This window comes from Shewanella baltica (assembly GCF_900456975.1).
Taxonomy (GTDB): Bacteria; Pseudomonadota; Gammaproteobacteria; order Enterobacterales; family Shewanellaceae; genus Shewanella; species Shewanella baltica.
This window is the reverse complement of record NZ_UGYM01000002.1, coordinates 2,525,637-2,537,782: the sequence shown is the minus strand read 5'-3', so window position 1 is coordinate 2,537,782 and position 12,146 is coordinate 2,525,637. Positions and strand designations below refer to the sequence as shown.

Sequence of the window (12,146 nt, the reverse complement as noted above, 5' to 3'; positions counted from 1 at the left end):
GCCTACGGCGCACCTGAAAAGCGTTAGGTATCAAGAGTTTGCATCACCAAGGATTGTTGAAAATGGTTCCACCTAGAGTGTTTATTTCTTATTCGCATGACTCAGCTGAGCACAAAAGCTGGGTGCTGGATTTTGCATCGACCTTACGTCATCGCGGGATAGATGCCGTACTCGATCAGTGGGACTTGCGGCCTGGCGACGACCTGCCACATTTCATGGAAACAGAATTAGCTAAATGTGACTTCGTCATAATTGTTTGTTCAGAAGCTTATGTTGCAAAAGCCAATGCTGGTGAAGGAGGTGTAGGTTACGAAAAAATGATTGTAACTGCGTCACTACTTAAAAAAATCGACAGCAATAAAATAATTCCAGTTGTTAGGCAATCCTCTTCTACGGTACTTCCAACTTTTCTGCAAACAAAGCTCTATATTAACTTTTCCAACGACACTGAAGTTGAATATTCACTCGATGAATTAATCAGAGCACTTTTAAATGCTCCGTTGTATGAAAAGCCTGAAATCGGGGTAAGTCCGTTTAAACCGCTACAGGGGTCTAAGCCTGATAGAACTGCAGATGGTCTTAAAGCGGCAATGACAGCTATTGCTGCAGCGTTTGAAAACAGCCCTTACGATACATTAGCAATTGGGGTTATTAATAATCTCACGGATATGCACCGTCTAAAGTTGGAGCGTTACCTAAGTCAGGCCGAGAAAGAAGGGCTCGTGAAAAGCGACTTAATTGGTCGATACTCGGTAACAAACGATGGTTTCGACTATCTAGTCAATCATGGAGTCATAGATGCATAATCGGGTAGCCGCAGGTATCTAGCCTCCAGCCCCCACACCACCCTGCATGCGGCTCCGAACAGGGCGGTTCATTTAGAATACCTAACCTAAACGTTCTGGTTAGGGTAATGAACTGCGATCCATCCATCTCTCAGTGAATATAGTCCTGCTTTCTTAAGATACTCGTTACTCAGCGCTTGCTGTATGTAGTGGCATAGTGAATTTGGCCACCTAATAAGAAATGTTATGATCCCCTCATAACCCATTTAGGTGACAACATGAATAAAAGTAAACGTGCACGATATAGCGCCGCCATTAAGCTTGAAACAGCTCAATTAGTCATAGATCAAGGTTACACACAAGAAGCGGCCGCGAAAGCCATGAACGTGGGTAAATCGACAGTCAGTAAGTGGGTAACACAGCTTCAGGTTGAGCGCCAAGGGCTTGCTCCTAAAGCCTCACCCATGACACCTGAGCAGATTGAAATCAGGGCACTTAAACGTGAAATTGAGCGGATAAATCTCGAGAAAGAAATCTTAAAAAAGGCTACGGCTCTATTGATGTCGGACTCGCTGAACACTTCTCGATAATCGAGAAACTCAATCAGAGCAATAAATACCCTATTTCAGTGTTATGTCACGTATTCAACGTGAACCGAAGTAGCTACCGTTATTGGGCAAGCTGTGAGCTTGTGGTGACGCCTGAGCAGCGGCGTTTAGAATGTGAAATCAAAGCGATACATGCTGAAAGTAAGGAGTCTGCGGGTGCGCGAAGTATAGCCACCATCGCTTCTGAACGTGGCTTTACGTTAAGCCGTTATCGGGCGACTCGGTTAATGAAAAAGCTTGGCTTAGTGAGTTGCCAACAATCCAAGCATCGCTATAAGAAGGCTGAAAATGAGCATGTGACCATCCCAAATGTACTCAAACGACAATTTGCAGTTGTCGAACCAAACACCGTTTGTGTGGCGATGTGACGTATATTTTGGCGGGTAATCGTTGGTGTTATTTAGCGGTTGTGCTGGATTTATTTTCGAGAAAAGCCATCGGTTGGGCGATGTCATTTTCACCGGATACTGAGTTAACGGTGAAGGCCTTAGATATGGCCTTTGAATCTCGTGGGAAGCCTAAAAACTTGATATTTCATTCAGATCAAGGCTGCCATTATACCAGCCTGAAATACCGTCAGCGGCTGTGGAAATATCAAATCAGCCAGAGCATGAGCCGTCGCGGTAACTGCTGGGATAATGCGCCAATGGAAAGGTTTTTCAGAAGTTTAAAAACGGAATGGCTCCCGATACAAGGCTACAAGAGTTTTAGCGAAGCTAAACAAGATGTGACCGATTACATCATTGGTTATTACTGTGAAGTTAGGCCACATCATTACAATGCAGGATTGAGCCCAAATGAATCGGAGCGAAGATTTTGGGAAGATTCTAAAGCTGTGGCCAAATTTAGTTGATCACTACAGTATTCCTAGTGTTTTCGAGCTCCGCCATGGACCTTTACTTGTGATCCCACAAGCAACGGCAGCTTGGATCCTGACACCCCGCTTAAGTAAATTCTGTACCTTAGTCCGTGGCTTTCGCCATTGTAGTGGCATAGTGAATTTGGCCACCTAATAAGAAATGTTATGATCCCCTCATAACCCATTTAGGTGACAACATGAATAAAAGTAAACGTGCACGATATAGCGCCGCCATTAAGCTTGAAACAGCTCAATTAGTCATAGATCAAGGTTACACACAAGAAGCGGCCGCGAAAGCCATGAACGTGGGTAAATCGACAGTCAGTAAGTGGGTAACACAGCTTCAGGTTGAGCGCCAAGGGCTTGCTCCTAAAGCCTCACCCATGACACCTGAGCAGATTGAAATCAGGGCACTTAAACGTGAAATTGAGCGGATAAATCTCGAGAAAGAAATCTTAAAAAAGGCTACGGCTCTATTGATGTCGGACTCGCTGAACACTTCTCGATAATCGAGAAACTCAATCAGAGCAATAAATACCCTATTTCAGTGTTATGTCACGTATTCAACGTGAACCGAAGTAGCTACCGTTATTGGGCAAGCTGTGAGCTTGTGGTGACGCCTGAGCAGCGGCGTTTAGAATGTGAAATCAAAGCGATACATGCTGAAAGTAAGGAGTCTGCGGGTGCGCGAAGTATAGCCACCATCGCTTCTGAACGTGGCTTTACGTTAAGCCGTTATCGGGCGACTCGGTTAATGAAAAAGCTTGGCTTAGTGAGTTGCCAACAATCCAAGCATCGCTATAAGAAGGCTGAAAATGAGCATGTGACCATCCCAAATGTACTCAAACGACAATTTGCAGTTGTCGAACCAAACACCGTTTGGTGTGGCGATGTGACGTATATTTTGGCGGGTAATCGTTGGTGTTATTTAGCGGTTGTGCTGGATTTATTTTCGAGAAAAGCCATCGGTTGGGCGATGTCATTTTCACCGGATACTGAGTTAACGGTGAAGGCCTTAGATATGGCCTTTGAATCTCGTGGGAAGCCTAAAAACTTGATATTTCATTCAGATCAAGGCTGCCATTATACCAGCCTGAAATACCGTCAGCGGCTGTGGAAATATCAAATCAGCCAGAGCATGAGCCGTCGCGGTAACTGCTGGGATAATGCGCCAATGGAAAGGTTTTTCAGAAGTTTAAAAACGGAATGGCTCCCGATACAAGGCTACAAGAGTTTTAGCGAAGCTAAACAAGATGTGACCGATTACATCATTGGTTATTACTGTGAAGTTAGGCCACATCATTACAATGCAGGATTGAGCCCAAATGAATCGGAGCGAAGATTTTGGGAAGATTCTAAAGCTGTGGCCAAATTTAGTTGATCACTACACATTGACGCCATTAGCACATACGTACTCGACGACGGATCCAGTGGTCTAAATCGACACACCCTTGGTAAGCGTTGGCTATGCCAAAGTAGTTGATCCAGCCTTGCATATATTGCCGCACTTTAAACAACTGATAGCTCATGCTCACGCCCCAATTGCGGTTTGTCAGTCGTCTTATCTTTTGTTTGAAGATGTGCAGTGTTTTGACATGCCACTGGATCTTTCCGCGGTTAAAGGTAAACCCTAGAAACTTGCTTTGGCCTACCTTAACCACTTGGCTTTTCTGTTCGTTAACAACCAGTTTTAGCTTAGTGGCAAGATAGCGAGTAATACTCTTGAGGACACGTTCGACCGCTCGTTGAGACTTGACCAAGATGATAAAGTCATCCGCGTAGCGGGCGAAGTGATGCCCTCTGCTTTCCAGCTCTTTATCCAGACTATCCAACATGATGTTTGATAGTAATGGTGAGAGTGGGCCGCCCTGAGGTACGCCTTCGAAGCTTGCTTCAAATTGGTCGTTGATCATCACGCCAGCACGCGGGTATTTACCAATAAGCGCCAGCAGACGCTTATCCTGTACCTTGATCATTAACTGAGTCATTAAGAGATCATGATTTACTCGATCAAAGAACTTGGACAGATCAACATCGACGGCAAATTTGCGTTTATGTTTGATGATATCCCTGACTTGCAAGACTGCTTGTTTGGCATTCCTATTTGGTCTAAAGCCGAAGCTATTAGCCGAGAAGAAAGGGTCAAACAACGGCCTGAGAATTTGAGCAATCGATTGCTGTATCACACGATCAATGACGTTAGGGATACCCAGTTTGCGTTTACCGCCATCGGGTTTGTCGATCTCTACGCGTCTGACTGCTGAGGGTTGATATTCATCTAACTCAAGTTGAGATTTACACTGTTGCCAACCGCCTTGCTGCACCCAAAGCGGGAAGGCTTCGATGGTCATGCCATCGATACCAGCCGCGCCATTATTGGCTTTAACCTGACGCTAAGCTCGGTGTAGATTCTCAGGCTGAAGCCGTTGTTGGAATAAATCGCTGTTGAAGGCTGGTTGCATATCAATACGCTGATGATAGTAATCGTCTGGCGACGTAGTGGGAATCAACAAGTTTGACAAGACTCTTCCTTCTTCTAAATGTTCAGGCCTTCACCATGTCCCATCAATTACGATGGGCGTTGGGCTACTATGCCGTCTGCTGACTTCTGCTTAATCACATGCCGAGTTGCCCCGTCATGCGCTATCGGTTTTCATCTGGTTCGCTCTTTTCAGTCGATGACACTGAAAAGCCAAGGCACTTATAAATCAGAGCCTGACTGGTTAATGACCGATCGCGTGTTAAGCAGATCTCTCCAGATAAGAACATGAACTTTCTTTGCACTGCTGCATCATTTACGGTGGCCATTAGATCACGTGGTTTCGTCGTCTTGTCCCCTTACTTCGTGGGGGAGGCCCTGCCAACTCACCTCTAGCCTACGCCTCATATGATGTTCTTGTTCATCAGCTCGCAAATTTGCTAGCGGCTTCCTTCAAACCAATCATCAATGATAAGCCCTTGCCATTCGCTAGTAGTTAACGTTTAATAACAGGATGTTATTGAACGGTGACCTTCCTACAGAGGACTTTCACCTCATAAGTTCATGCCCATGCTGGGCGTACACAAGTGTGTTAATTTGACGCATTTACGCTGCGTTTCAATGCGCAAATTACACAGGCGTTATACTTAAAGGGGGTAATGTTGAAATATTGCACAAATTGTCAAACGGAATTTGGTGAAAACCATAAGTTTTGTGCTGGGTGCGGCAGTCCTAGAAACTCATCTGGACATGTTATTCAATCAGGTGATCAAAGCGTAAATACAATTGGCTCAGAGATTAATAATAGTAATATCCATATTGGAGATAATATAAATAATTCAAACAATATTGACCCTGAATTACTTAATCTTAAGCGTGAGTTTGTAAATCTACCATGGACAAGCGATGGTGCTTTAGCCAAAAGTTCTACATTTAAAAAGCTTGGCGCTTGGGGAAGTTTAGCTAGCATAATAGGTTTGTTTATACCTTTTTTTACAACCAGTTTATCCTCCATACAGCCAATTGTTTTTTTATTCTTTGGCATTTGCTTTTCAATGCTGATCTTAAGCATGGTGCTTCCTCGCAGAAGGTTTGAGCATTTGAGTGGGTTAAAAAACTTAGAAATTGGCACTTCTGGTAAAATCTATATCACAAAAATATCCGCTGAGTGCCCTTGGTGTGGTTCTGAAATGAATTTGAGAATGGTTGGACCCAAAAACCAGAGAGAGCACCTATTAATGTGCACTCGAAACCCCGCACAGCATAGAATTATCTTTGATCCGACAGCACTGCCGGATATCGAAAAATAAATATAACAAATAAGGATAGGCCGCGCGTAGCCGCGACCTTATCCCAAGTGTTGAACAAGCCCGATGCTGGTTGTTGACACTTTATTATGCAAATAGCTGATTGAGAATTTGAGGGTGCTAAGGTCGTACTTTGAAAGAGACTTTTTTGCAGACATGACCCGCCCTTAGCGAACGAGCTAATATTTTTATCACTTGTTCATCAAGCTGTTATCGAGTCCTCATTCTGTTTGGTTAACCCGTTATCCTTATACTTCTCGCCTTAAGCGGTGATATTAGCGCCTGTCGGTCGATGACGCATATGAACACCCATAAAATGCATAGCTTGATGGCAGCAAGGGCAATAGCGCACGGCTAAGGTACGTTTGACCTCAGGTAACATGGGGAACACTGCACCTGCGACAGCCAACATTAGTTGGATTTGTTGCCGTAGCTTTTTGGCATTGCCTCGCAGTAAGCCATAGTCTCGTACTCGCCGTAATCCTTTGGGTAACACATGTTGTAATATCAACCACAGAAATTCGACCGCGGGCAAGCTGCGTACTTGTTGGCAGCGAGTCTGACTGTCTTGATAGGTAAAGCTCACCTGATTATCGACATGACGACAAATACTGCTGTCGGGTAAAACGCCCCGATAAAGGTAGCGCGACAGATATTGCAGTGCAGGAGCACCTTTACCGACGAACTGACAATCGACCACCCATTTCGACTGGGATTGATGTGGCAGTTTAAGCTGAAGCGTGTCACTCAGATAAGCCAGTAAACGTGCTCGCCACACCTTGGCAAGATTAAAGGCGTTAAATAAGTAATGGGTTTGACACTTGCGCCATTGCCGCTTGCCTGAGTGGTAGCTCCCTGCTGGGATAATGAAGTGCAGATGTGGATGGTAGTCTCTGCGCCGACTGTGAGTATGCAGTACGCCGGTGAAGCCGATGTCACCACTGAGCTTAGGGGAGCGTGCGGCAAAGTCTTTGAGTACACTCGCTGCCACGGTAAACATGGCGTGATAGAACGGCTCGGGTTGCGACTTCGCTATGGCTCTTAATTCAAACGGCAAGGTAAAGGTCACCATAAAATAATTCACCGGTAATAACTTGGCTTGTTGTTTACTCAGCCAGTCACATGTGGTGCCGTGTTGGCACTGTGGGCAACTACGATGACCACAAGAGAGCGGAAACTCAAGCTGTTGCTCGCAGGTTTGACAATCCCAGCAACTCACCCTCGCCGTGTTGCAACGACAGCTGAGCATGGCATGGATAGCAGCATGTATTTCTGGGGTGATTTGATGGGCATAACGCCGCCGAAAATCCGCCAGATGTTGGCGTAAAATATCGATAAACTGGCTCATAACCCACACTCCCACCTCAAAGCTAAGTCGTTGGTCAGTTGGTTAATTGCCTCACAGGTATTTTTACGGGTGATATCAGTGAGCCGCGTGTAACGGGCGGTGGTATTCAGGCTGTGATGGCCAAGCAGTGTTTGCACTGAGCGCAAATCGAGTCCTTGCTCCAGTAAATGGGTGGCATAACTGTGGCGTAGACTGTGCGGGCTGATGGCTTTATGAATGTTGCACTCGGAAATGACTTGCTTCATGGCTTTTTGGAGCCCGCCTCTGTCCATGAGTGAATCAGGTTGATTATCTTTACCCGGAAACAACAAACGAGGATGACGGTGGGTGCGCCAATAATAGCGTAAAGCTAACAAGGTGCGTTGAGGTAACGGCACCAGTCTATCCTTGCCACCTTTAGCATCACGGATATGCACCTGCATGAGTCCTGCATCAATATCCCCGACCTGCAATGAAATCGCTTCACCAAGGCGCAATCCCATGCTGTACAGGGTTAAGAAACAAACCTGATAACGCAGTTGACGCGTGAGGCTGATAACCATCGCGACCTCGCAGGGCGTCAGGATATCGGGCAGGTGTTTCACCTGTGGTGGCTTAACAATATTAAGCCACTGCCAAGATTTATTGAGGACGTGAAAGTAGAAAAACTGCAAACCGTTGCGATCGAGTTTGACGGTGCTCCATGAATGTGAGGCAATCAAATCAGCAAAATAGCGTTTTAAATCATCGGTGGTCAGGGTATCGGGGCAGCAGTCAAAATATGCCGCAATACGGCGTATAGCTCGGCTATAGGCATCAATGGTTGCAGGCCGCTTGCCTTGCAAGGTTAAGTTGGTAAGATGTTGTTCATAAAGTAAATCAAAGCGTTGTTGTTCGTGAATGTCCATGATGATACTCCTAGGTTTGCGACCGAAGCAGGTCGCGTCTAGCAAGTATTTAGGATGAGGGGCAAAAGGATGGCTTTATCTTGTTCCTGCCGCAAAGCGGCTTCGTTCAACAAACAATTTAAGAGTGATTCACCACGCTTGGCATTTTGGATTTGGGTCTAGTTCAGTGTTTATGGCGTTCAAATTGAGTTGTGTGGTAGCGTGGTTCACGCCTTAATTGAGCATTAATCCATAGAAGTTATTATCCGAAATTCATGAGTTAGAACTGATGTTCTAACTCGGAAATGTCCCCAAATGAGTTCTTTATTTTTTACTTTATAGAAATTTAGTTTGCATGGATTGCGATATTGATATTTTCGGGGTGGTAGAGCAGTGCCTCTAGCATCACCGCTTCAGTTTGAAGCCAAAAATCAATTTCAAATGGGCTGATCAGTAGGGGCATTCTGCCATGATAGGCTTTGCACTTTTCTGTGGGCTCAGTCGTTAATGTGACCAGCTGGGTAAACTCTGCGTTTGGATAGCATATTCCGGCCATGTAAAGAGGCTCTCCTTTAGCATGACTAAACAGATATTTCTGTTTTTGTTTTTTACCTTCCTCGCGCCATTCATACCAACCAGAGCAGGGTACAACGCAGCGGAGACTCGCAAATGCGGAAGCAAACGTTTTCTTTTCTCGCACGGTTTCAGCCTGTGCATTAATCAATAGCTTTTTCGACCAAGCAGGCTTTATTCCCCAGGTACAATCTAGCTGCTGAAGCTGGCTATCGGCCATCATAATCACCGAAACTTGTTCGGTAGGGCGTAAATCAAGGTTGATTTGTGGATTAAATAGCACACCCAGTTGAAGGGATACCGTATTAGCGAGAAAACTATCAATGCTTATTCGTCCGCACATTAGGCTAATTCCTCATTATTTCTATCTTTATACACAATAGACTAAGTAAAAAATCAGTACGAGCGCCACAAAAGCCTAGACTGTACCTCTCACGAATTAAGCAGCCATGAACTGTCCATTCCTTGTCTGTTGTAAAGCTAATGTCATTGTTTATGCAGGGATTACAGCAGAGTAAATCGAGCCACTTGAGTATTGGCGAAGACAGACACTAGAACAAGCGTAATGAAAAATGGGTCATCTTGATTGATTTTGCATTTTTGACCTGCTGTTACTACATTTCAACGTAGCTGAACAGGGTTTTTAATTTGCAAAGGAAAGCAGAACCATGCTCTTCAGACCAGTGCGAGTCTTTGTCATAACATTACTTTTAACTGCTTTTAGCTTCTTAATTTTGTTTCTGGTGCAGTTGTCGGAACTTACCTGTGTTGATGATTTATCTGAACTAAATGATATCGTTGCAAAGAGAGACCAGACGGGTGACACCACCGCGGTGAATTTTGACGTGGGGTTTGATAAAGAAAAGAACCAATGGTGTTACATCGAAACATCACAATAATTCTTGCCAGTTAGCTAACAACGCCTATAATTACTGTATATAAAAACAGTGGTGTTGACTATGCGTATTATCCCCATCTATGCCAGTGCCGGTATCACTGGCTTCGAAAGCCCTGCAGCTGAATATAGTCAGTTGGGTCTCAGCCTTGATGAGCTGTTAGTTGTGCATCCCAGCGCGACCTTTATTGGTATCGCAAAAGGTGACTCAATGCAGGGAGTGGGCATTTTTTATGGCGATTTACTGATTGTTGACCGCCAAGAAACCGCGCGTCATGGTGATGTGATTGTTGCCAATTTCAACGGTGAATTTGTATGTAAAATCCTCGATAAAACGCACCGCATGCTGCTGTCATCGAATGAACAGCACCAACCTCAGCCTATTCACGATTACGATAACTTTACGATAGAAGGGGTTGTTATTCGTTCTGTTCGTTGCCATCGCCAAAGTCCATTATTAGCTGACATCTGATGTTTGCCTTGGTAGACGCCAACAGTTTCTATTGCAGCGCCGAGCAGGTATTTAGACCTGATTGGCGTGGTAAGCCAATGATTGTGTTGAGCAACAACGATGGCTGTATTGTTGCGGCAAACAAGCAAGCTAAAGAACGGGGTGTGCCTAAGTTTGCACCATACTTTCAAGTCAAAGACCTGTGCACGAAATTAGGTGTCATTGTTTGTTCAAGTAACTATGAACTCTATGCCGATTTATCTGCAAAGATGATGAATATCATTGGCCGATTTGCACCAGAGCAGCATGTCTATTCGATTGATGAAAGCTTTCTCTCCTTTAAAAATAGTTACCCTGCCATTAAGTGCTTGCGAGCCCAAGGTCAGTTGATTCGAAAAGCGGTTTGGAAAGAGACACGTTTGCCGGTTTGTGTCGGCATAGGCTCAACACTCACACTGGCTAAAGCGGCCAATCACGCGGCAAAGAAGTTACCTGGCTATCAGGGTGTGTGTGTTATCGATAATGAACAAGACAGGATTTCAATTTTACAATCAATGAATGTGAGTGATGTCTGGGGTATTGGGCGCAGGATAAGCAAAAAACTTGAATTGATGAACGTCAAGACCGCCTATGACTTAGCCAAAATCCCTGCAGGTTTAGCGCGAAAGCAATTTAGTATTGAAATAGAACGCACTGTGCGTGAACTCAATGGGCAAGCGTGCAAAGTATGGGACGAGGCGAGGGCGGATAAGAAGCAAATATTTTCAACTCGTAGTGTGGGCGAGCGTATTACCGAGTATGAGGATTTAATGCAAGCGTTAAGTAAGCATGTGGCGATTGCTGCAGCGAAAGCGCGTAAGCAAGGTTCAAGCTGTAAAACCATGTTGTTGTTTGCCAGCAATTCTCCCTACGATGAACGCCCAACAGGCTTTAAGACCTTAGTGCACTTTGCTTGCGCCACCGATTGCAGCATTGAACTCACTCAAGGTATGACACAAGCAGCATCTCAACTTTTCCGTGCAGGCGTACGTTATTATAAAGTCGGTGTAGGTCTGATTGATTTAGTTAGCACCCAGCATGGCCAGTTAGATTTATTCAATGCCTCAAAAGCCAAACCGGCGTTAATGAAGACCCTCGATGGCATCAATCAACGTTATGGTACAGATACCTTATTCATTGCCGCCCAAGGTATCGAGCAAAAATGGGCCATGCGCCGCGACCTGCTCACGCCACAATACACTACCAAGTGGCATTGTCTGCCTGAGATAAAGTGTTGATTAGTTGAAATAGACGTCTAGTTTTGGCCTATTAAGGAGCATTATTCACACTTTCTCTCTCCAAAACCCAAAATAAGTAATTGATTAAAATAGCATTTAAATTTGTTCAATGCTCTCTATAAAAACACCATAAATGGTGTTTAATTAATTGATTTTATTGTCATTTATCTTGTTTGTTGTGTTTATATGGGCAATATCTGCCGTTCACCGACGGCAGAAGCTGTGTGTCGCTTTAAGGTTGCGCAGCGCAGGCTTAATATTGAGGTGGACTCTGCGGGTACTATTGGTTATCACCAAGGGGATAGGCCTGATAGCCGTGCTATGGCGGCGGGGGAAAAGCGGGGTTTTAGTTTCGATGGAATGCGGGCTCGGCAGGTTGTGGATGCCGACTTTGAACATTTTGATTTAATTTTGGCGGCGGATAAGGCCAATTTAGCGGATTTGCGTAGCCGTTGTCCGCTCGAGTATCAGTACAAGTTACACTTAATGCTCTCCTATGCGGATACGCAAGTCACAGAAGTGCCGGACCCTTACTATGGTGGCGATCAGGGCTTTGAACTGGTGTTGGATTTATTAGAGCAGAGTATGGATGCCTTGCTTGATAGGTTGATCTGTGGTCCACAAAAGTAGTTGTGCGTGACAGTGTTTGTTAACGCGACATCTTCGTTTATGGAAATAAAAAAGCCAGCATATTTACT

General features: G+C 44.8%; 10 protein-coding genes and 2 pseudogenes. 8 read left to right on the top strand and 4 right to left on the bottom strand.

What is annotated here, in order from left to right; genetic code table 11:
- Positions 1-62 precede the first annotated feature (62 nt).
- The 3 genes and pseudogenes from DYH48_RS11335 to DYH48_RS11315 all read left to right on the top strand — a co-directional run bounded on the left by DYH48_RS11335 (position 63) and on the right by DYH48_RS11315 (position 3,633).
- Positions 63-806: a toll/interleukin-1 receptor domain-containing protein gene (locus tag DYH48_RS11335; protein ID WP_115334825.1), complete on the top strand. Its 744-nt coding sequence runs from the start codon at positions 63-65 to the stop codon at positions 804-806.
- Positions 807-1,063: 257 nt separating this feature from the next.
- Positions 1,064-2,246 (top strand): annotated as a pseudogene (locus DYH48_RS11325) (IS3 family transposase).
- A 203-nt stretch (positions 2,247-2,449) separates the two neighbouring features.
- Positions 2,450-3,633, top strand: a protein-coding gene (locus tag DYH48_RS11315) for an IS3 family transposase (RefSeq protein ID WP_115334824.1) whose coding sequence is annotated in 2 segments (ribosomal slippage) — positions 2,450-2,705 and positions 2,705-3,633 — 1,185 coding nt in all. Because the reading frame shifts where the segments join, the coding sequence is not laid out codon by codon here.
- 19 nt (positions 3,634-3,652) lie between these two features.
- Here DYH48_RS11315 and ltrA read toward each other — a convergent pair.
- Positions 3,653-4,633 (bottom strand): annotated as a pseudogene (gene ltrA, locus DYH48_RS11310) (group II intron reverse transcriptase/maturase); the annotation flags it as partial.
- A gap of 757 nt (positions 4,634-5,390) precedes the next feature.
- Here ltrA and DYH48_RS23610 point away from each other — a divergent pair.
- A complete protein-coding gene (locus DYH48_RS23610; protein WP_147287774.1) occupies positions 5,391-6,041 on the top strand; it encodes a hypothetical protein in 651 nt (216 codons plus the stop codon).
- A 259-nt stretch (positions 6,042-6,300) separates the two neighbouring features.
- On the opposite strand, the gene DYH48_RS11300 is transcribed toward DYH48_RS23610, so the two are convergent.
- The 3 genes from DYH48_RS11300 to DYH48_RS11285 all read right to left on the bottom strand — a co-directional run bounded on the left by DYH48_RS11300 (position 6,301) and on the right by DYH48_RS11285 (position 9,168).
- Positions 6,301-7,386: an IS91 family transposase gene (locus DYH48_RS11300; RefSeq protein WP_115334421.1), complete on the bottom strand. Its 1,086-nt coding sequence runs from the start codon at positions 7,384-7,386 to the stop codon at positions 6,301-6,303.
- Complete coding sequence (locus DYH48_RS11295) at positions 7,383-8,273, bottom strand: tyrosine-type recombinase/integrase (RefSeq protein ID WP_115334422.1); 891 nt, start codon at positions 8,271-8,273, stop codon at positions 7,383-7,385. The genes DYH48_RS11300 and DYH48_RS11295 overlap by 4 nt, the downstream gene beginning before the upstream one ends.
- A gap of 325 nt (positions 8,274-8,598) precedes the next feature.
- Positions 8,599-9,168: an SOS response-associated peptidase gene (locus DYH48_RS11285; protein WP_115334822.1), complete on the bottom strand. Its 570-nt coding sequence runs from the start codon at positions 9,166-9,168 to the stop codon at positions 8,599-8,601.
- 325 nt (positions 9,169-9,493) lie between these two features.
- On the opposite strand from DYH48_RS11285, the gene DYH48_RS11280 reads away from it, so the two are divergent.
- From DYH48_RS11280 to DYH48_RS11265, 4 genes are all read left to right on the top strand, one after another.
- Positions 9,494-9,724: a hypothetical protein gene (locus DYH48_RS11280; RefSeq protein ID WP_115334821.1), complete on the top strand. Its 231-nt coding sequence runs from the start codon at positions 9,494-9,496 to the stop codon at positions 9,722-9,724.
- Between the two features lie 60 nt (positions 9,725-9,784).
- On the top strand, positions 9,785-10,192 hold the full coding sequence (locus tag DYH48_RS11275; protein ID WP_107404054.1) for a LexA family protein: 408 nt from the start codon (positions 9,785-9,787) through the stop codon (positions 10,190-10,192).
- Complete coding sequence (locus DYH48_RS11270; protein ID WP_115334820.1) at positions 10,192-11,448, top strand: Y-family DNA polymerase; 1,257 nt, start codon at positions 10,192-10,194, stop codon at positions 11,446-11,448. Before DYH48_RS11275 ends, DYH48_RS11270 begins: the two co-directional genes overlap by 1 nt.
- A 147-nt stretch (positions 11,449-11,595) precedes the next feature.
- Positions 11,596-12,078 carry a low molecular weight protein-tyrosine-phosphatase gene (locus DYH48_RS11265; RefSeq protein WP_256613141.1) on the top strand — a complete coding sequence of 161 codons (483 nt, stop codon included), beginning with the start codon at positions 11,596-11,598 and terminating at the stop codon, positions 12,076-12,078.
- Positions 12,079-12,146 lie beyond the last annotated feature (68 nt).